The 20,593-nt window shown below is 48.0% G+C and carries 20 protein-coding genes; 15 read left to right on the forward strand and 5 right to left on the reverse strand.

Features of this window, described 5'->3' with window-relative positions; translation table 11 throughout:
• Positions 1 to 22 precede the first annotated feature (22 nt).
• Entirely contained in the window at positions 23 to 1,048 is a 1,026-nt protein-coding gene (locus BKN38_RS00870; protein WP_066454691.1) for an LLM class flavin-dependent oxidoreductase, read from the forward strand.
• Between the two features lie 237 nt (positions 1,049 to 1,285).
• On the opposite strand, the gene BKN38_RS00875 is transcribed toward BKN38_RS00870, so the two are convergent.
• A complete protein-coding gene (locus BKN38_RS00875; RefSeq protein WP_082942483.1) occupies positions 1,286 to 1,855 on the reverse strand; it encodes a 3-isopropylmalate dehydratase small subunit in 570 nt (189 codons plus the stop codon).
• 47 nt (positions 1,856 to 1,902) lie between these two features.
• Positions 1,903 to 3,249 carry an Asp-tRNA(Asn)/Glu-tRNA(Gln) amidotransferase subunit GatA gene (gene gatA / locus BKN38_RS00880; protein WP_066454695.1) on the reverse strand — a complete coding sequence of 449 codons (1,347 nt, stop codon included), beginning with the start codon at positions 3,247 to 3,249 and terminating at the stop codon, positions 1,903 to 1,905.
• 296 nt (positions 3,250 to 3,545) lie between these two features.
• On the opposite strand from gatA, the gene guaB reads away from it, so the two are divergent.
• The 8 genes from guaB (at position 3,546) to BKN38_RS00915 (ending at position 10,621) form a co-directional block, all read left to right on the forward strand.
• Positions 3,546 to 4,991, forward strand: a complete 1,446-nt coding sequence (gene guaB, locus BKN38_RS00885; protein WP_066454698.1) for an IMP dehydrogenase — start codon at positions 3,546 to 3,548, stop codon at positions 4,989 to 4,991.
• Between the two features lie 23 nt (positions 4,992 to 5,014).
• Entirely contained in the window at positions 5,015 to 5,146 is a 132-nt protein-coding gene (locus BKN38_RS11575) for a hypothetical protein (RefSeq protein WP_256325502.1), read from the forward strand.
• A gap of 24 nt (positions 5,147 to 5,170) precedes the next feature.
• Positions 5,171 to 5,866, forward strand: a complete 696-nt coding sequence (coaE, locus tag BKN38_RS00890) for a dephospho-CoA kinase (RefSeq protein WP_066454700.1) — start codon at positions 5,171 to 5,173, stop codon at positions 5,864 to 5,866.
• A 397-nt stretch (positions 5,867 to 6,263) separates the two neighbouring features.
• On the forward strand, positions 6,264 to 6,710 hold the full coding sequence (gene flgB / locus BKN38_RS00895) for a flagellar basal body rod protein FlgB (protein ID WP_066454702.1): 447 nt from the start codon (positions 6,264 to 6,266) through the stop codon (positions 6,708 to 6,710).
• Between the two features lie 121 nt (positions 6,711 to 6,831).
• Positions 6,832 to 7,326, forward strand: coding sequence for a flagellar basal body rod protein FlgC (gene flgC, locus BKN38_RS00900; RefSeq protein ID WP_066454707.1), 495 nt, complete (start codon positions 6,832 to 6,834; stop codon positions 7,324 to 7,326).
• Positions 7,327 to 7,514: 188 nt separating this feature from the next.
• Positions 7,515 to 7,832 carry a flagellar hook-basal body complex protein FliE gene (fliE, locus tag BKN38_RS00905; RefSeq protein WP_082942484.1) on the forward strand — a complete coding sequence of 106 codons (318 nt, stop codon included), beginning with the start codon at positions 7,515 to 7,517 and terminating at the stop codon, positions 7,830 to 7,832.
• Between the two features lie 17 nt (positions 7,833 to 7,849).
• On the forward strand, positions 7,850 to 9,628 hold the full coding sequence (locus BKN38_RS00910) for a penicillin-binding protein 2 (protein ID WP_066454715.1): 1,779 nt from the start codon (positions 7,850 to 7,852) through the stop codon (positions 9,626 to 9,628).
• A 153-nt stretch (positions 9,629 to 9,781) separates the two neighbouring features.
• Positions 9,782 to 10,621 (forward strand): hypothetical protein, encoded by an 840-nt coding sequence (locus tag BKN38_RS00915; protein WP_066454717.1) that lies wholly within the window; start codon positions 9,782 to 9,784, stop codon positions 10,619 to 10,621.
• A gap of 5 nt (positions 10,622 to 10,626) precedes the next feature.
• Here BKN38_RS00915 and BKN38_RS10880 read toward each other — a convergent pair whose 3' ends face one another.
• Positions 10,627 to 10,773 (reverse strand): hypothetical protein, encoded by a 147-nt coding sequence (locus BKN38_RS10880; protein ID WP_156528128.1) that lies wholly within the window; start codon positions 10,771 to 10,773, stop codon positions 10,627 to 10,629.
• Positions 10,774 to 10,832: 59 nt separating this feature from the next.
• Here BKN38_RS10880 and BKN38_RS00920 point away from each other — a divergent pair, with 59 nt between their 5' ends.
• A complete protein-coding gene (locus tag BKN38_RS00920) occupies positions 10,833 to 12,206 on the forward strand; it encodes a DUF354 domain-containing protein (RefSeq protein WP_070957646.1) in 1,374 nt (457 codons plus the stop codon).
• 126 nt (positions 12,207 to 12,332) lie between these two features.
• Here BKN38_RS00920 and BKN38_RS00925 read toward each other — a convergent pair whose 3' ends face one another.
• Positions 12,333 to 13,559: an aspartate aminotransferase family protein gene (locus BKN38_RS00925; protein ID WP_066456149.1), complete on the reverse strand. Its 1,227-nt coding sequence runs from the start codon at positions 13,557 to 13,559 to the stop codon at positions 12,333 to 12,335.
• A 149-nt stretch (positions 13,560 to 13,708) separates the two neighbouring features.
• Positions 13,709 to 14,569 carry an acetylglutamate kinase gene (argB, locus tag BKN38_RS00930; RefSeq protein ID WP_199769839.1) on the reverse strand — a complete coding sequence of 287 codons (861 nt, stop codon included), beginning with the start codon at positions 14,567 to 14,569 and terminating at the stop codon, positions 13,709 to 13,711.
• A 328-nt stretch (positions 14,570 to 14,897) separates the two neighbouring features.
• Here argB and BKN38_RS11580 point away from each other — a divergent pair, with 328 nt between their 5' ends.
• From BKN38_RS11580 to BKN38_RS00950, 5 genes are read left to right on the forward strand one after another with little or no spacing between them, the layout of a single operon-like run.
• Positions 14,898 to 15,023: a hypothetical protein gene (locus BKN38_RS11580; RefSeq protein ID WP_256325503.1), complete on the forward strand. Its 126-nt coding sequence runs from the start codon at positions 14,898 to 14,900 to the stop codon at positions 15,021 to 15,023.
• A complete protein-coding gene (ilvA, locus tag BKN38_RS00935; RefSeq protein ID WP_066456112.1) occupies positions 15,011 to 16,219 on the forward strand; it encodes a threonine ammonia-lyase in 1,209 nt (402 codons plus the stop codon). The genes BKN38_RS11580 and ilvA overlap by 13 nt, the downstream gene beginning before the upstream one ends.
• Complete coding sequence (locus tag BKN38_RS00940; protein ID WP_066456115.1) at positions 16,197 to 17,567, forward strand: hypothetical protein; 1,371 nt, start codon at positions 16,197 to 16,199, stop codon at positions 17,565 to 17,567. Before ilvA ends, BKN38_RS00940 begins: the two co-directional genes overlap by 23 nt.
• Positions 17,551 to 18,261, forward strand: coding sequence for a Tfp pilus assembly protein FimT/FimU (locus tag BKN38_RS00945; RefSeq protein WP_066456121.1), 711 nt, complete (start codon positions 17,551 to 17,553; stop codon positions 18,259 to 18,261). The genes BKN38_RS00940 and BKN38_RS00945 overlap by 17 nt, the downstream gene beginning before the upstream one ends.
• Positions 18,255 to 20,072, forward strand: coding sequence for a hypothetical protein (locus tag BKN38_RS00950; RefSeq protein WP_066456123.1), 1,818 nt, complete (start codon positions 18,255 to 18,257; stop codon positions 20,070 to 20,072). Before BKN38_RS00945 ends, BKN38_RS00950 begins: the two co-directional genes overlap by 7 nt.
• The last annotated feature ends 521 nt before the right edge of the window (positions 20,073 to 20,593 follow it).

A 20,593-nucleotide genomic window follows, 5' to 3' on the forward strand; every position in this document is an offset into this window, starting at 1 on the left:
ACAAACCTAAAAAGGAGCAAAAATGAAATTTGGATATTGGAGTCCTGTATTTGGAAGCTGGCTAAGGAATGTCGATGATGACACGACAAAATGCTCATGGGAATACATCAAAGACCTAGCGATAAATGCCGAGAATCTAGGCTATGACTTGACTTTGGTCCCAGAGCTTTATCTAAATGACATCAAAGGGCACAAAGCCCCTGTGCTTGATGCGTGGGCTATCGCTAATGCGCTGGTGGCGGTAACTTCGCGCATAGAGATTCTAGCCGCGCTCCGCCCGCAATACCACCAAGTAGCGCTCACCGCCAAACAAATAACCACCATCGCAGAAATCGCCAATGGACGATTTAGCATAAATATGGTAAGCGCGTGGTGGGAAGAGGAAGCGCGCCAATATGGCATAAGCTTTGATGGGCACGATGATCGCTACACGCTCACGCGCGAATACACCGAAGTGCTGAAAGGTTTCTGGAGTCAAAGCCCTTTTAGCTATGATGGCAAATATTTTCACTTCGAAAACTCCTATAATGAGCCAAAACCTGCCAAACAGCCGCTAATCTATGCGGGCGGTGAAAGCGAGATAGGGCGCGCGGCGATAACGCAGTTTGCCGATAAATATCTGCTGCATGGTGGCACGCTAGAAGAGGCGCGCGAAAAGATAGATGATATGAAAGCGCGTCGAGAAAAGGCTGGATTAGCACCATTTGCGGGGTTTGGCATGGCGGTGTATATGATCGTGCGCGACACAGAGGAAGAGGCGCAGGCAGAGCTAAAGCGCATCACGACTATCAAAAACTACGATGACTATGCTAACTCATATGATGACTTTACTAGCAACTCAAACCTCAATGTCGAGGTAAGCAAAGAAGAGTATAGCGTCTCAAACCGCGGACTGCGCCCAAGGCTCATAGGCACGCCAGAGCAAGTGGCAAAGAAAATCAAAGAGTATGAAAAAGCAGGCGTGGGGCTACTCATCGTGCAATGCGCGAATATGAAAGAAGAGCTCGCACGCATCGCTAGGAATGTATTCCCGCTAGTAAAAAGCTAGTGAATGGCTAGCGAATGGCTGACAAATGACTGGTGGCAAAAAGCTAATGGCGAAAGAACTAATGGCAAAGAACCAATAGTAAAAATCTAATGGTAAAAAGCTAGGCGCACGCCTGTGCGCTTTGCACAGCACACTTGATGCGCGACTTTCTAAAACCTATTAGTTTTAATTGCCATATGCTAGGCTTGGACTAAAAACGATCCAAGTAAGATGCTTATAAATCTTCTGTTAAAATATCTAAGATATCTGCTTTTTGGCGTATTGGATGAGTCCGCCGCTTTGCAAAAGCTCGAGCATAAACGCAGGGATGGGCTTGAAGGCAAACTCGCTATTTTTGCTGCGGTTAAACACCTTGCCCTGCGCCAAATCCGCCTCCAAAATATCGCCCTCATCGATGCTTGCAATCACGCTGCTATCCTCGCATTCTAGGATCAAAAGCCCCATGTTAAAGGCATTGCGATAAAAGATCCTAGCAAAGCTTGGCGCTATCACGCAAGCAATGCCAGCCGCCTTTAGCGCCAAAGGCGCGTGCTCGCGGCTTGAGCCACAGCCGAAATTCTCGCCTGCGACGATGAAATCGCCCTTTTTGATGATACTAGCAAAATCCGGGCGCGCATCCTCCATGATGTGCTTGGCGAGCGCGTTTTCATCGCTGGTGTTTAGGTATCTCGCTGCGATTATCACATCTGTGTCGATATTATCAGCAAACTTCCACGCGCGCCCGCTAAGATTGGCGAGGCTGGCGATATTGACAACATTGTCGGTATTAGCGACGCTCGCGCTATTTGTGCTTTTAGATTCTTGCATTCTCTCTCCTTTATTTTCGCTCGCCTTTTTGCTTGCGACTTTTGCTTTTACTTCAGCGCAGATTCTAGCCCAAACGCCGCATCTAGCACGCTTTGCTCTTCAAACGCGCGTCCGATGAGCTGCATGCCGATAGGCAGATTCCCGCTTTTGCCTACTGGCAGGCAGATAGCTGGCAGTCCGGCTAGATTTACCCCGATAGTATAAATATCGCTTAGATACATCTCTAGCGGGCTTTGAGTCGCGCGGAATTTGGGCGCGGTGGTGGGCGCTATGGGTGAAAGTATCAAATCCACATCATCAAAAATCTCTTCATACTGCTTTTTTATCATCGCGCGCACTTTTTGCGCTTTGAGATAATACGCATCATAATACCCGCTACTTAGCACAAAGCTTCCTAGCAGAATCCGATTTTTCACCTCATCGCCAAAGCCTTGCGTGCGCGTTTTGAGATAGAGATCTTTTAGCGAGGTGGATTCTGCTCTGTTGCCATAGCGCACGCCATCAAAGCGCGCGAGGTTGCTGCTGGCTTCTGCGGTGCAGATGATGTAGTATGTCGAGATATGAAGGCTTGTGTCTATCATCTTTTTTGGCACGATTTTGTGTCCGCTAGATTCTAGGACTTTTATCGTGTTTTCATAGGTTTTGGCGATTTCTGGCGAGGCGTCTTTTAGCGCATCATTTAAAACGCCGATTTTAAAGCCTCTCTCTCTATCTAGCTTGGAAAAAGTCTGCAAAGGTGCTAATGGCGCGCAAGTAGAATCCATACTATCCGCGCCACTTATCGCATCTAGCAGTATCGCGCAGTCCTCGACATTTTGTGTGATTGGTCCTATTTGATCGAGGCTAGAGCTATATGCCACAAGCCCATAGCGGCTCACGCGCCCATAGGTGGGCTTGAGCCCCACGCAGCCACAATACCCAGCAGGCTGGCGGATAGATCCGCCTGTGTCGCTGCCAAGTGCAGCTATAGCTAGCCCGCCAGCCACTGCCGCAGCGCTCCCGCCACTGCTTCCGCCGGGCACATGCGCGCCATCGCAGGGGTTTTTTGTCCTGCCATAGCAGCTAGATTCTGTCGTGCTTCCCATGGCAAACTCATCCATATTCGCGCGCCCAAAAGCGCTCATGCCATTTTTGCGTAAATTTTGCACCGCAGTGGCGTCATAGGGGGCGATGTAGCCTTTTAGAATCTTGCTAGCGCAGGTGATTTCCCAGCCCTTTACATTTATATTGTCTTTTATAAGGATAGGCACACCATCAAAGCCATCATCAGAAAAGTCGATATATGCGTTTAGCTCGATGTTGTCTTTGGATTCTTGCACCTTTTTGGCGATAGCGGATTTTAGCGCCTTTTGCTCCTCTTTTGGTAGAAGCAATGCTTGCTTTAGGGTTGTCATCATCTATCCTTTGGCTTTGGATTCTGGTGTTTATATTTGGATTTATAAAGTGCGCGATTATAAGCCAAAATAGCTTAAAACTTTTATAGCGCAGAAGCGGTGCAGGTAGGGTGTGGGCAGATGGGCGAAGTGGTTAGGCGAGGTGGATAGGTGAGGGAGATAGGCGAGTTTGCCTAGCATTTAGCAAGCTTTTTGCCTAAACTTGCTACAATTCCAAAAGTGAATGCACTTTTGGTTTGAAAATGCTGCGCCCTAGGCTAACGACACATGCTACAAGCACTTCATGAGGAGAAAACATGCGAAATATCAAAAAAGCCCTAACTTTCGAGGATATCCTACTTGTCCCAGCATATTCTGAAGTCCTACCCAAAGAAGTAAATACCAGCTCCAAACTCACAAAAAACATCACGCTAAACATCCCCTTCGTCTCCGCGGCGATGGATACAGTGACAGAATACCGCACCGCAATCTCTATGGCGCGATATGGCGGCATAGGCATCATCCACAAAAATATGCCAACAGCTCACCAAGTCGAGCAAATCATTAAAGTAAAAAAAAGTGAAAGCGGCGTAATAAAAGATCCTATCTACATCCAAGCCAACCGCTCGCTAGCTGATGCCTGTGTCATCACAGATAACTACAAAATCTCTGGCGTGCCAGTGGTGGATGAAAATGGCGTTTTGATAGGGATTTTGACAAATCGCGATATGCGGTTTGAAAAAGATCTAAGCCGAAGTATCGGCGAAGTGATGACAAAAATGCCTCTAGTCACCGCGCGCGAAGGCGTGAGTCTCGAAGAAGCGCAGCAAATCATGCATAACCACCGCATCGAAAAGCTCCCCATTGTCGATAAAGACAATGTCCTAAAAGGGCTCATCACCATAAAAGACATACAAAAACGCATCGAATACCCAAACGCCAACAAAGACAAGCTAGGACGCCTGCGCGTGGGCGCTGCGATAGGTGCTGGGCAGATCGATCGCGCGGAGTCGCTTATCGAGGCGGGTGTGGATTGTCTGGTGCTGGATTCTGCGCATGGGCATTCCAAAAACATCATCTCCACGCTTGAAATCATCAAAAACCGCTTTGAAATCGATATCATCGTGGGAAATGTCGTCACCGCGCGCGCGACGCAAGATCTCATAAATGCTGGCGCTGATGCAGTAAAAGTAGGCATAGGACCGGGCAGTATCTGCACCACGCGCATCGTCGCGGGCGTGGGCATGCCTCAAGTGTCTGCTATCGAGGGCTGCGCTGAAGTCGGTAGCAAAATGGGCGTGCCAATCATCGCTGATGGCGGGATAAAATACTCCGGTGATGTCGCAAAAGCGCTAGCTGTAGGCGCTTCTAGCGTGATGATAGGCTCTCTGCTAGCAGGCACAGAGGAGAGCCCGGGCGATCTTGTGCTCTACCAAGGGCGACAATACAAAAGCTACCGCGGCATGGGAAGCATAGGCGCGATGACAAAAGGCAGCTCGGATAGGTATTTTCAAGAGGGCACCGCGCAGGATAAACTCGTGCCAGAAGGCATCGAAGGGCGCGTGCCATATCGCGGGAAAATCGGCGATGTGTTGCATCAGCTAGTCGGCGGGCTTAGGAGCTGTATGGGCTATCTTGGGACAAAAGATATCCAGAGTCTTTGGGAGCGCGCGGAGTTTGTCGAGATCACATCTGCGGGGCTTCGAGAATCTCATGTGCATGATGTGGATATCACCAAAGAAGCGCCAAATTACCATGGGTAGAATCTATCGCGTTTGGCTAGGCTATGAGTGGGCTTGACGCGGCTGTGCTTAGTGTCGGCAGTGGGTTTGGCGCTGGCAGTGAGGCTAGCGCGCGCAATTTTGATGTTTTTTTGTTTGGCGCGCGCTTGTTGTTTGATGTGCGTCTGTGCTTATAGCGCGGCGTTTTATGGTGTAAAGCTATGCTAAAGCATGCCATAGCCATCACCGGAGGCATCGCTTGTGGCAAAAGCAGCGTGTCAAATCTGCTGAAAAAAGCGGGCTTTGTCATCATCTGCGCGGATGAGATAGCGCATAATGTGCTAGAATCTAGCGCGCAAGAAATCATCGATGCTTTTGGTGAGCGCGTGCGGAATGTGGATTCTAGATTAGATTCTGGCGCAGAATCTGATTTTGCCACAAACTCCGCCCCAGAATCCGCCATAGAATCCGCCAGCAAAGCGCCACAAATAAATCGTAAAGCACTAGGCGAAATCGTCTTTGCCGATAGCCAAAAGCGCGCCCTCCTAGAATCCATAACCCACCCCAAAATCCACGCTGAAATCATGCGCCAAGCGAGAATCCAAGAGGGCTTTGGCAAATGGTATTTTTTGGATATTCCGCTATTTTTTGAAAGCGGCGGAAAGGCGCGCTACCCAGCATTTGGCGTGCTATGTGTCGCCTCTAGCGAGGCTTTGCAAATACAGCGCCTAAAACAGCGCAATGGCTTTGACACCGCGCAGGCAAAGGCAAGAATAGCCGCCCAAATCTCGCTAGATGAAAAAATAAAATCAAGCGACTGGGTGATAGAAAACAACTCTACCCAACAAAATTTAGAGCAAAAAGTCGCTAGCTTTATAAGCACCATAAAGCCAAACAATTGGGACACGGGTCTTTGAACGATTGGCATCTTGATTTCAGTCTTTTTTGTTAAACTATTAGTTATAACTGTGTAAAAAGGTAATACTATGTCTGCTTTATTAGATTTTACGGAGCCCAAATGTTGCTTCTCTATTTTGATATTTTTGTAATAAATTTTAATATGTAGGGGTGAGATTTTAGAGGCCTTGGAATCAAAATTGCTTATATCGCACTAGATAAAGCATGGAAAATCAAGGGGCTTGAAAGAGCGCTGGAGAAGGACTTCAAAAAGTTTTCGAAGAGCCTCCAGTAAGCCTTTGGCAAGCTTTTGGAGGGCTTCCAAAAAACCTTCCCAAAAGCTTTCAAAGAAGCCTAAAAACGCCTTGATGTCTTGCAGATTATCGATTTTGCAAATATCGATTTAAGGAGTGTGCGATGATCTCATTTGCTGTAGAATCCAAAGTTTATTCTCTCGCCTACAAAGCGCTTGATTACCGCTCTTTGAGGCAGGATCTTATCGCGGGAAATATCGCCAACCAAGACACGCCTTTTTACCGCCCGCGCGATATAGAATTCACCCAAGCATTGGCTATCGAGCAAGCAGAGATTCTGGATAATGTCAAGCCAAAAGTGCTGCCACTCGCGCAAACGCACTCCACGCATCTCAACCTAGAATCTAACCGCACCGCGCGCATCGTGCATAGGCCGGATATGTTTTTTCGCGATGGGCATTTGGCGAGGAATGATGGCAATAGCGTGGATTTGGATATCGAGACTACCGAGCTTGGGAAAAACTCTGTGGTGTATCAAGGGCTCACCACCGCGCTAAAAAAGCACAAAGGCATACTAAACTACGCTATCGAAGCGGGCAAAAATATCTAGGTGAGAATTTAGATTCTGGCGCAGAATCTAAACGCCAGAATCCAAGCGGTAGATTCTAAGTAGCAGAATCTAAAATCCAAGCACAAACCAAACAACAAAAATCCAAACAAAAGGAAACCAAATGAATTTTTTCAACTCTTTTGACATCAGCGGATACGGGCTTTCATCACAGCGTTTGAGAGCAAACCTCATCTCTGCCAACATCGCCAACGCCAACACCACGCGCACCGATGAGGGCGGGCCATATAGGAGGCAAATGGTGTCATTTAGAGCATTTGACTTCAACAAAATGCTAAATAACAAGCTAGCCAAAAACTCCAATGGCATCGGCTATGAAGACCCGCTCAATGAAGGCGACATCGGCAAAATCCCAAAGCCCGCTATCATGGGCGTGTATGTGGATAAAATCGTGCGCGATGATAGAGAGCCGCTGATGAAATACGAGCCCGGACACCCGGATGCAAACTCTGAAGGCTATGTCGCATATCCAAATGTCAATCCAGTCATTGAAATGGCGGATCTCATCGAGGCGACGAGGGCGTATCAGGCGAATGTAGCGGCGTTTCAAAGCGCTAAGACGATGGCTGGAAATGCGATTTTGATGATGCAAGCATAAAAAATCATCAATAAATACAAAAAACTAAAATACATATACAAAATATCGATATAATAGCAGGATAATATTTCTGCGGCAAAGACTTAGGGCAGAGCTTAGATTCTGCTTTAGCCCGCTCACTTAAAGGCTTTAAAGCGGCGTGAATTTAGGGCGCGACATTAGAATGACCGGAGAGATTAGGAGCAAAAATGGAAGAAATCAAAAAAGTAGGCTTAAGCCAAGCATTGCAAACCACTTCTGCCAAAGCACCAAATATAAATGGTGCAGGCAGTCAAAGCGGGCAAGATGGCGAGTTTAGCAAACTACTAAAAAAATCTATCAATGAACTAAACCAAGTGCAAGAGACTTCTGATAGAGCGCTGGCTGATATGGCAAGCGGACAGCTAAAAGATCTGCACCAAGCAGCGATTGCTATCGGCAAAGCAGAAACAAGCATGAAGCTTATGCTAGAAGTGCGCAACAAAGCCCTAAGCGCATACAAAGAAATCCTAAGAACGCAAATCTAGATTCTAGCCCATAAATAATGCAATTGGAAAAATCGCGCAGAATCCTTGCTATTTTTGCTATTTTGCTGCTGTTTTTTATCGTATTTTTGAGCGTCATTTATGTCAAAATCATCCTCCCGCGCAAAATGCCAACGCTCATCATCTCAAAAACCGATGTGGCGGTGCGCGGCAGCATCCTAACCAAAGACAACTATTCTCTAGCAAGAAGCAAAAAGCTCTATAAGCTAGGCTTCAATCCCCGCTCTATCGACCCACAAAAAAAAGACTTTTTCATCACGCTTCTAGAAATCTATAGCGGCATCCCAAAATCAACCATCAAAAACGCCCTCTCACAGCCAAAATACACCACTTTGTCATATTCGATAAGCCCAAATGTCGCCGCCAATCTCAAAGCACTAAACTCCAAACTCCTAGCCTATAATGTCTTCCAAGAATACGAGGATGAAAATGGCAAGCCAGTGCAGAAAATCGGGCTTAGCATCGAGGTTAGCGGTATGGATAGAGAGTATCCTTACAAAGATTTGCTAGAGCCAATTGTTGGCTATACCAAAAAAGAGCAAGCTGGCGAGCTTACTATCCCGACAGGAGCAAATGGCATCGAGGGCTATCGAGAGCAGGTTTTGAAACCTACGAGCGATGGCATCACGCGAGGCCGGCGCGATATAGGGTTTAACATCATTCAGGGCAAAAATTCTATCGTCCAAAAGCGCTATGATGGCTTTGATGTGCAGCTTGGCGTGCCTTTGAAATTGCAGCAAAAGGTGGAGGATATTTTGGATGATGCGATTAGGGAGTTTGACTCTGAAGAAGTCATAGCAGGCGTGCTAAACCCCAAAAATGGCCAAATCATCGCGCTTGCGACCTCCAATCGCTTCAATCCCAAATCCATAAAAAAGCAAGACTATCCCAACCTAAAAATCCGCGCTATAGAATCCTATGAGCCCGGAAGCACCATAAAACCGCTCGTGTATGCCCTGCTTTTGGAAAAAAAGCTTATAAATCCGCTAAGCCCTATCGATCTAAATGATGGCTATTATCGCGTGGGAAAATACATCATCCGCGATGATGTCATCATGCCAAAAAACCCCACGATAGAGGATGTGCTGCTAAAATCTAGCAATGTAGGCATGGTGAAGCTCTCCATGCTGCTTAGCGGGCAGGAGTTTTATGATGGGCTCAAAGGCTTTGGGCTGGCGCAATTTACAGGCATCGATCTGCCTTATGAAAAAAATGGCATCATCCCTTCTGTGCGCGAGTTTAGCCAAGAATCTAGCGCGGCGAAGGCGTCTGTGTCGTATGGCTATCGCGTGCGCGTGACTTTTATGCAGCTTTTGCGCGCGTATGGCGCGTTTGTCAATAGTGGCTATCTCATCACGCCACACATCACGCAAAGCTTCATCGCGCCCGATGGCTCGGTGCATGTCCCCAATCTCCAAGCGCCCAAATCCGCTATCTCTAGCGCCACCGCGCGAAAAATGGAAGAGCTGCTTATCAAAGTCGTAGAATCAGGCACTGGCAAAGCTGCCAAAGTAGAGGGGCTCATCGTGGGCGGCAAAACCGGCACCGCGCGCATCGCCGCATCATCGGGCGGGTATGGCGAGACTTATAATGGCTCGTTTTTTGGGTTTGCCAAAGATAGCGAAAATGTCTATATAATAGGCGTCGTCACTTTTGGCTCATCCGGGCAGCACTACTATGGCTCGCAGACTTCAGCGCCTGTGTTTAAAAAGATAGCCGAGCTGCTCGCTGCGCAAGGGTATCTAAAGCACGCTAGGCAGGCGCAGGCAGCGAAGTAGATTCTGGACTAGAATCTAGCGCGCTCGGGCTTACTAAAGGCGGATTTGCCGAAGTAGATTCTAGGTAGATTCTGCAAGCACGGATTCTGGGCTAGAATCTAGCGCGCTTTTGCCAAACCAGAATCCAAATCCAACCATTCACAAAGGAGCATCATGAAAACAGCATTTGCATCTTATGTCAAATCAGCCACACACGCGCCAAGCGCTTTAAAAAATATAGGCGTTTCAAAAGACACGCGTGCGCCAAAAAGCGCCTTGCAAAATGTCTTGCAAAGCACCTTGCAAAAAGCCTTTGCTACCCTGCTAGCCTTGCTATTTTGTGCCAATCTCGCCCATGCGCTTGAAAGCAAAAAAATCCTTGACACGCTAAAAAAGCAAAACTACGATGCCAAAATCATATCCACGCAAGATTCTGGTATCAAAGGGCTAAGCATCGCTATCATCGAGCAGGATAAGTATTGGATTCCGTTTTTGGTAAATGAAGGCGGGGATGTGCTTATCGGCTTGACGCCAGATACTATCATCGCGGATAATGCGGCGTTTCAAGCCAATCTCGCCGCCGCTATTAGCAAAGTCCAAGACTACAACAAGCAGCAGCTTGATGAAAAAGTCATAGAGATTTTCAAGCAAAACGCCAAAATCGTGCTAGAAATCGCTGGCAAAAACAGCCAAAAAACCACCTACATCGTGCTTGACACCAACTGCCCTTATTGCAAACAAGAAGTCGATAAAATCGATGAATACCTCAAAGAAGCCAACCTAAAAGTGCTAATCGTGGGCGCGCTAAGCCAAGACTCCGTGCAAAAAGCCGCCACATTTGCCGCGCATCTAGGCGAAGCCAAAACCAACGAGCAAAAAATCGCCTATCTCAAAAAGGCGTTTGAAAAAACCTACAAAAGCGATAATGGCGTGAATATCCAAAAAACTATGGAAATCTCCGCCGCGCTTGGCGGTGCTGGAATACGCGGCGTGCCTTATATCATCAAGCGCTAAGTGCGCTAAAACTGCGCTAGATTTGCGCGAGGCTGGCGAGGTTTTGTGAGATGCTGGATTCTGCGATATTCTGCAAGTTTTGCTAGATTTTTGCTAGATTTTGCGAGGCTTGCTAGATTCTGCCAGAACCTAGCCCGCGCAAAAACGCGCATAAATTAACAAACGCAAGCGCCAGAAAGCCCGCGCTAGCCACACCACACAAAGCAAAACTATGATATGGATAGACATCACCGACCCAAAATACGCGCTTTTTTTCCACGCCTTTTTGCCAAAGCTTTTGACGCTTGATAATGTGCTTATCACGACTCGAAAAAGCGAGGGCTATGAAGAATGTGCCAATATCTTAGAAATGCTACAAATAGATTCTGCAAAGCCCGCGCCAGAATCTAACGCGCGAGAATCTAATACTCCAGAATCTAGCACGCACAAACCAAATTCCAACACAGAATCCACAAGCGCCCCAAAATCCACAAGCCATGCAAACACCGCAAACACCACAAATCCCGCCACCCCCACCCACACCATCCAAATCCACTGCGTAGGCGGCTATGGCGGCGGCAGTTTCGAGGGTAAACTTCGCGCGAGGATGCAGCGCCAAGAGGCGTTTTTGACACTTTTTGCAAGCCTAAATATAAAGCCAAGAGTCTTTTTGACCGGCGCTAGCGTGGAGGGCGCGCAGTGCGCTTATGGGCTAGGCATCCCAGTTATTCATTTTTCTGACACGCCGCTCGCCGGGCATCGCTTCAGCGCGCGCGACATCACGCTGCTTTCGCGCCTCACGCTGCCGCTTTCATCGCTGGTGTTTCACCCCTTTGTCATCCCCAGCAGCGTTTATAGCGCGTTTGGGCTGGATATGCGCGATGTGTATGCGTATGATTTTATCGATATTGCGCTGTGGCTGGTGGATTCTGTGCCAAAATCCAAAGCGCAAAACGCGCTAGAATCCAGTGCGTCAAAACTAGATTCTGCGCGAGAATCTAAAGCGCAAACAAAACCGCCCAAATCACCCCAAAAACCCCTCATCATCGCGCGCGAGGAGGAATACAAAGCGCACTATGTCAAGCAAAAGCTTAGCCTTTGGTATGAGAGCGTGCATGCGCTAGCGCGGCGGGATGTGGCGCAGATCCTCATCATCCCGCGATATGAGCGCGAGTATCTGCATCGCGAGTTTGGCGCGTATGCGTGCGTGGAGATTTTGGAGGAGCCGCTGCCCCCGCTTGAGCTGTATGCGCGCGCGGATATGATGCTGGGCGGCGGGGGGACGATGAATCTTGAGGCGTGTTTTTTGGGGATTCCTACGATTTCTACGCGCTCGCTTTTGCTTTTTCATGATATGTTTTTGATAGAAAATGGCTTGATGACGCATGCCAAAACGCTTGATGAAGTGCTGCGCGCGTTTGAAAAATTTCGCACGAGCGGATTCTCGCGCCAAAATAAACAGAATCTCTTTGTAAAATCTAGCGTGCTAAATAGTGCAAATAGCGATAAAAGCGTGCTAGATGATGAAAAAAATAAAAATATAAAAAATGCACTAGAATCTATGAAAGATAAAATTGTAGAGATAATAAAAACGCGGTTTTATTGAGGGTTTTTATCTATTTAGATTCTATCGCTATTTTTGCACCTTGTATTATTTTATTTATATTACTTTGATTTTATAATCCTAAAATCTATCAAGTGCGGTTTTAGCTTCGTGTAGGCTTCATCGATATTAAAACCTGCCAAGCGCTGTTTTTAGTTTCGTGCAGGCTTCATCGATATGGGATTGCGTGATGATGAGCGGTGGGGCTAGGCGCAGGGTGTTGCCGCCGGCGGAGAGGATGATGAGCCCTGCTTCGCGCGCGTATTCTATGATTTGTTTTGGTGTGATATTTTTGGCTTTTTTATCCACTTGCACGCCTTGCAAAAGCCCTTTGCCACGCACTTCTAGCAAAAAATCATAGCGCGCGCAAATAGATTCCAGCTCTTTTTGAAGTAGCGCGCTCATTTTGGTGACATTATCGAGAATCTGCAATTCCTCAAAAAGATCAAACACCTTGCTAACCGCTGCGCACACGAAAGGATTGCCCCCATAGGTGCTGCCATGATCGCCGGGTGTGAGCGACGCGCTAGCTACGCGCTCACTTAGCACAAACGCACCCACCGGCACGCCACAGCCAAGCGCTTTGGCAGAGGTGATGACATCGGGCATCACGCCATAGTGCTGGTATGCAAACATCTTGCCGCTGCGCCCCATGCCACATTGTATCTCATCAAGGATAAGCAGCGCATCGTGTTTATCACAAAGCTTCCTCACACCGCGCAAAAACGCCTCGCTAGCGGGCGTCACGCCGCCTTCGCCTTGTATCGTCTCTAGCACGATAGCGCAAGTTTTTGGCGTGATGAGATTCTCCACACTTGCTAGATCATTAAACCTAGCAAAGCGCACGCCGGGGATTAGCGGTTTGAATGGCTTTTGATAAGCGTCATTGCCCGTGATTGATAGCGCGCCTAGCGTGCGCCCATGGAATGAGTCGCGCATAGCGATGATTTGGGGGTTTTTGATGCCTTTTTGGTAGGCGTATTTTTTGGCGACTTTTAGCGCGCCCTCCATCGCCTCCGCCCCGCTATTGGTGAAAAATACGCGATCCAGCCCGCATGCGTTTGTGAGCTTGCGCGCGGCTTGTATGGCGGGCTCATTGTAGTAGAGGTTTGAGATATGCAAAAGTTTGTCTATCTGCGCTTTTAGCGCGGCATTAAACGCGGCGTTGTTATAGCCCAGCCCATTTACCGCGATTCCCGCGCCAAAATCTAGATATTTCCGCCCTGCTGTGTCATAGAGATACGCGCCCTCGCCTCTGTCAAACACGACTTTTTGGCGAGAATACACGCCCAAAATTGCGCTATCATCGAGCGCCTCTTCTGGTGTAAGGTTTTGTGATATATTTTTGTTTGGCATATTTTTCATAATATCTCCTTTGTGATGTTTGCGTGGTTTTTATGTTTTTGCGGTTTTCGCGCCAGAATCTAAAAACTCGCCAGAATCTAAAACTAGATTCTAGAATCCAAAAGCCTAGATTCTGCTATAAAAATCAGCCTTTCCAAAAATCAGTCTTTCAAAATCGCTGTGCCGATACCCTTATCCGTAAAAAACTCTAGCAGCAGACAATGCTTAATCCGCCCATCGATGATATGCACGCGCGATACACCATTTTCCACAGCTTTTATGCAGTTTTGCAGCTTTGGCAGCATACCCCCGCCGATACTTCCGCTATTTAGCAGCGCTTTTGCTTCGCTTGTCGTGAGGATATTTATAAGGCTATTTTTATCATCAAAATCCCTATAAATCCCCTCAATATCGCTCAAAAACACAAGCTTTTCCGCGTGTAGCGCCTGCGCTAGCGCGTATGCGGCATCATCGGCGTTGATATTATAAGTCTGCGCGCTAGAATCCATGCCGATAGGACACACCACCGGGACAAAATCACTTTCAAGCAGACTTAGGATGAGCTTGGTATTCACGCTCACGATCTGCCCGACAAAGCCTAGATCTGCACCTTTTACTAGCTTTTTTTCAGCGATGAAAGTATTGCCATCTTTGCCGCTTATCCCCACAGCATGCACGCCAAAGCTAGACATATAGCCTACAAGCCCCTTGTTTATGGAGTTTAGCACCATTTGCGCTATCTCTAGCGTGTGCGCATCTGTCACGCGCAATCCATGCTCAAAATGGCTAGCCCCGCCGGTGAGATCCACCCATTTGCTTATCTCTTTGCCCCCGCCATGGATGATGATGGGCTTAAATCCGATGCTTTTTAGTAGCGCGATGTCTAGTATCACGCTTTTTTTCAGCGACTCATCTTCCATAGCGCTGCCACCGTATTTGATGACGATGAGTTTGCCGCTGAAGCGCTGGATATAGGGGAGCGCTTCGATTAGGGTTTGGGCTTTGTTTTGGAGGTCTTGCACATTCACAGCGATTCCTTAAAGGTTAGATTGAGATAAAATCAAATCGCGCCGCACAACTTGCGCGACAATACAAAGCGCGGATTATAGCAGAATCTTTGGGTTTTGTGTAAGGATTTGGGGCGCGCTTTGGTGATACTTTGGTGATACTTTGGTGATACTTAAGTGATGTCTTAGTGATGTTTGTTTGCGCTTTTATTGTGATTGGCGCGCGGTTTGGCTAAAATGTCGCATTTAGTTCTTTTTAAGCTTGGTGGATTAAAATTTGAAACTTGGTTGCAAAAATCTACGATAAGGCAGAATCTAGACATAATCCAAAGCAAAATCTAAAATGCGCGAGAATCTAGATTCTGCATTTTACGCGAGCGATGAAGCAAACATAAAGCGCGCCAAACGCCACCAAAGCCCAAACAAAAATAACAACACCACAACAAAAGAGACGCCATGCTTCCCATAGAAAAAATACAGCAAGCCCAAAGCATTTTATCATCTGTCATAGAGCGCATCCCGCTATCATTTGCGCCACGACTTAGCAAGCTTCTAAACGCCAACATCTACCTCAAAAAAGAAAATCTCCAGCGCACCGGCGCGTTTAAAATCCGCGGCGCGTTTTACAAAGTCGCACTCATGAGCGAGGAGGAGCGCGCGCGAGGCGTCATCGCTGCAAGCGCTGGGAATCACGCGCAGGGCGTGGCATATAGCGCAGCGCATTTTGGGATACCAGCAGTGATTGTCATGCCAGAATCTACGCCATTGCTAAAGGTGCTTTCCACCAAAGAGCTAGGCGCAGAAGTCGTGCTAAGTGGCGATAACTATGATGAAGCCTATGCCAAAGCGTGCGAGATAGCCAAAGAGCGCGGGCTTTGCTTTATCCATCCATTTGCCGATGAGGATGTGATGGCAGGGCAGGGAAGTGTGGCGCTTGAGATGATAGAGGAGCAAGAGCTTGATTTTGTGCTGGTGCCTATTGGCGGGGGCGGGCTTATGAGCGGTATAGCCTCTGCCTACAAAGCCCTAAGCCCAAAGACTAAAATCATCGGCGTCACTGCCAAAGGCGCGCCAGCGATGCGAGAGAGCTACTATAGCAAACAAATTCATAACGCCAAAAGCGTGCGGACAATCGCAGATGGCATAGCGGTGCGCGATGTGCATGCGCTAAACTTTAGCTATATCTGCGAGGGCGTGGATGCTATCATCGAGGTGGATGATGAGGAAATAGCTTCAGCGATACTTTATCTGCTAGAAAACCAAAAACTAGTCGTAGAAGGTGCGGGCGCTACGGGTGTGGCGGCACTTTTGCATAATAAGCTAGCATTGAAACCAAGTGATAGAGTAGGCGTCGTGCTAAGTGGCGGGAATATCGATGTGACGATGCTAAATCTCATCATCCAAAAAGGACTTATCAAATCGCATCGCAAAATGCAATTCCAAGTCGTGCTTATCGACAAGCCGGGCTCTTTGCAGCAGCTTACCAATACGCTTACAAAAGTGGGCGCAAATATCGTGCAAATCGATTATGATCGCACTTCTACAAAGCTTGATTATGGCGATGCGTATGTCACTATCGCGCTAGAGACCAAAGGCGAGCAGCATGAGAAGCAGATTCGCCAAGAGCTGAAGGCGCAAGGCTATGATTTTAAAGAAATCCTCTAATCTAGGGGCGTGGCTACATCTCGCTAAAATATATGCGATAATCTGGCTCGAAAAGCGCGCGCGCACCAAGCGCAAATATGACTTCACGGATTTGGGATTTTTGGCACTGCTCGCACTTAGCGTGTGTGCGCTGCTTTATATGATAAGCGAGCTATCCATAAGCCACAAAGAGCTAGATAAACTCTATAGTAGCGATTCGTGGCTTTTTGCGTGGCTTAGGCTTTGTGTCGAGGTGTTTGGCGCGAATGATTATGCTTTGCGCGGGAGTTTCGTGCTGCTGCATGCGCTAAATATGCTGCTAATGTATAGCATAGGCAGAATCTATCTAAGCAGGCCAAATGATAGCCTCTTTCTAGCGCTTATTTATGCGCTAATCCCGGGTGTAAATATCTCGGCACTTATGCTCTATGAGAGCGGATTTATTTTGTTTGTTTTGCTGCTTATTTGTTATATGCAGCTTAGGTTTAGATACATCCCTTATGTGATGATTTTTATCGCGGGGTGTTTTGATCTCGTGTTTTGCGTGCTGTTTGTCGCGCTTGGGATTTATGCGCTAATCCACCGCAAGACAAAAACGCTCATCGCTTCACTCATAGGCTTTGGCGTGAATATGTTTTTGTATTCTAGCTCTATTGGTGGCGTGCCGAGCGCGCATTTTCTCGATGTGCTGGGCTCTATGGCGATGCTTTTTTCGCCACTGCTTTTTTTGTATTATGTCTATACGCTTTATGCAGCACTCGCGCGGCGCAAAGAGGATTCTATGATGGTGCTTATAAGTGCAAGCGGGCTTGTGCTATGCCTGCTGCTGTCACTGCGCCAAGAGATAGATATCATAAGCTTTGCGCCATTGTGCGTGGTGGGGCTGCCGGTGCTGGTGTTTGGGTTTTTTAGCGATATGAGGGTGAGGCTGAAGGCTTATAGAGGGCGCTTTAAGCTGCGTATGTTTTTTGTGTTTAGCGTGCTTTGTTTGGAGACTTTTGGCATTTATGGCAACAAGATTAGCTATATCTTCAGCCCCAAGCCAAACTTCGCCTATCCCTACTACATCGCCAAAGATGTGGCAAATGAGCTAAAAGCGCGCGGTATAGATAGCCTAAAGGTGCAGGATTCTAGGCTATCGCTTAGGCTTGGGTTTTATGGCATAGGGGCGGGGAATAATATCTGCCTCTATAGCAATGTCCTTGATACCAGCGCAGATAAGGCAAATCGCCAGAATGCGACACATCAGAATCCGACACAAAACACACCTGTGCGCAAAAATGCTAGTAGCGAAAACATCGACATAGTCTATCTGGGCAGAATCGTGGCTAGCTTTAAGCTTGTGAGAAGCAATGCGTGCCGCATTTAGCGCACTAGAGCTTATCATTGCCATCGCTCTGCTAGGCATTCTAGCAGGCTTTGGACTATCCAAATCTTCGCCCTCGCTCCACCACGCAGCCCTAAGCACACTCTCACACATCAAATACGCCCAGCACCTAGCGCTAAATGACTCGCTCGTGTTTGACACACTGCGCCAGACGCGCTATCTCACCGCCATGCATCCATCCATCGATCCCCAAAAGCTGCTAGAGTCGCACAAAAACTTCTGGCAAATCCAATTCCACCAAACCGGAATCTACACGCTAAACAGCTATAGCATATTTTTCGACACGCCTAGATTCTCGCCCACCACCGACCGCGACAACCAGCCCCAGCCCGGCGACATCATCGCGCGCAATGGCGCAAATATGCGCTGCCTATCCGGATATAGCAATGTAAATATTTCTATCGAGTGCCGCAACAACGCCGAAGTCTCCGTGCGCTTGCATGAGCGCTTTGGCGTGGAATCTATCCGCATCGAGGGCGAGCCGCTATGCCAAGAAATGGGCACTTTTCGCATCGCGTTTGACGCGCTCGGCGCGCCTTATTGCACCAAATCCAAATCCGCGCACAAACTCATCGCCCCGCTAAAAATCATCCTCCAAAAAGGCGCACACCAAAAAGCAATCTGCGTGATGCCACAAAGCGGATATAGCTTTCTCTCAAAGGATGGGAGATGCTAGGGGATAAAGGGTGCGTAGTGCTGGCAAAGGATGGGCGAATGCTGGGGGCAGAATCTAAAAATGCTCGAGAATCTAAAACCGCGTCAGAATCTAAAGCGCGAGAATCCGCACCAAATGTGGATTCTGCTTTACCAAAAAATATTTGGCTAGATTCTGCTCCAAACGCCAGCCCACCAGAATCCAAAGTGAGAGAATCTAAAAATGCAGAATCCGCCCGCCCGCGCATCGCAGTATTGGCTGATTTTGACACCACCAAGCGCCCGCGCCCACACCACATCATAGCGCTGCTAAAAGACATCGCCGAAGTGTTTGTCATCGCGCGCGAGCAAAGCGATGAAAGCGGCGCGCACTGCTTTGCTTTCCCTGCCCCAGCCGAGAATGCTGCCACGCGCAGTGCTAAGCAAAAAGCGCGCATTACAGATCTTTGCCAAAAGGGCGATTTCGCCCCGCTCATCTACACGCCAAACCGCGCGATTATCAGCGATATTTTGCGCGCGCTGCCTAGGCTTGATTTGCTTATCGTTGAAGACATCGCGCTTCTGCCCTTTGCCTGCGATTATAAACGCGAGGTTTTGCAGGCGGATTCTATCACCAAAGAATCTGCGACTAAAAAAGCAGAATCTACGCAAACCACCACGCCAAAATCCACACAATCAAATGCACTAGAATCCACAAAGCCAGCAGAATCTACAAAATCACGCGCGCTAGATTCTGCGACGCAAAAACCCGCCATTTTAGATTCTACCACGCCAGAATCCGCCCTTTTAGATTCCGCCCTTTTGGATTCTGTCGCACTAGATTCCGCCACCCACCCAGCGCCCAAAATCATCTGCGATTTGCGCGAATTTTACCCGCTAGAATACGAGGATGAGGCGTGGCAAGCGGGGCTTGGGCGATTTTTCACGCATCTATGCGCGCGCTATCTCAAAGAAGCGGATTTGTGCCTTTGTGTCAGTGAGGCGATTTGCGCGCGCTATGTGCGCGACTTTGGCATCGCGCCTAGGCTTTATCTCTCGCTCCCGCCGCATTTGGATTCTCTGCATTACAAAAAGCTGCGAAACGCCGCGCAAAAGCGACAAATACGAGAATCCACCGCACGCCGCCACGCCAAATATAACATACGCCACCACGCGCCAAAAACCAAGCCAATAAAAGCGCGCATCCTCTATCATGGCTTCATCAGCCGCGATCGCGACTCGCTAAACCTCCTGCGCCTAGCGCGCCTGCTCGGCGATAAATACAAGCTGCACTGCATGGTGGTGTGTAATGATGCGCGATTTTTGCGCGATTTTTGCGCGCGCGCCAAGCGGCAGAGAAACATCCGCATCATCCCGCCTGTGCCGATGAGCGACATCATCGCGCAAAGTGTGGGCTATGACATCGGGATTCTGACACTCCAGCCAAACAGCTTCAACAACGCGCACGCCATGCCAAACAAGCTTTTTGAATACATCCAAAGCCGCCTTTGCGTGATCTCTACGCCTATCCCTTCTGTGCGCGCGTTTTTGCGCGATTTTGGCGCGGGCAGGGTGGCGAGCGATTTTAGCGCACAAAGCCTAGCACGCACCATCCGCGCTATCACATGCCAACGCAAATGCTACAACTCTGCGATAGATTCTGCGACAAACCCGACTGCGCGCCAAAGTAAATGCCACCAAAATACCCCGCGCCACAAACGCGTTTTTCGCAAAAGCAAAAGCCCTCTTGCCTACCGCCAAACTCTAGCGCAGCATTTTTGCAAAGCCCTAAGCCTAGAATCTAACCGCGCCAAACTCCACCAAATCCTACGCGAGCTAAATATCATCCCATAACCCGCAAAAACGAATCCACAACGAAAAATCCACCTCAATATTTTTGCACGATAAAACCACAAAAACCCGTCACCGCAAACCAACTTGCCCACGAAGCAAAATTTTGATTGCACCCTGCCTACCTTTCCGTCATTGCGAAGATTCATAGAATCCGAAGCAATCCATAAAATTAAGGAGAGGCTGAATTGATAGCAAAATCTAATTCCTGCTAAATTTTGCGCTTTTGGATTCTGGCTTTACTTTTGGGATTTTTGGCTTTTGTTGCCAAGATTTTGTATTTATACTTTGCATCTTAAATGGATTGCTTCGCTACGCTCGCAATGACAGCAAAAGCGGCATATTGTCAAAAAAGCCGGCGCTTTGCTTCGTCGCTGAGGCGAGGTTTTGATAAAAAAGCTAAACGCGGTGCATTGTATAGAGAATCTATTAAGACATAAAAACATAAAGCATAAAAATACAGAGCATAAAGCATGAGGCGCAAAAAACACAAAACACAAAGTATAAAAACATAGCATAAAAAC

Origin of the sequence: Helicobacter sp. CLO-3 (genome assembly GCF_001854545.1) — a bacterium.
In the GTDB taxonomy this organism is placed as follows: Bacteria; Campylobacterota; Campylobacteria; order Campylobacterales; family Helicobacteraceae; genus Helicobacter_B.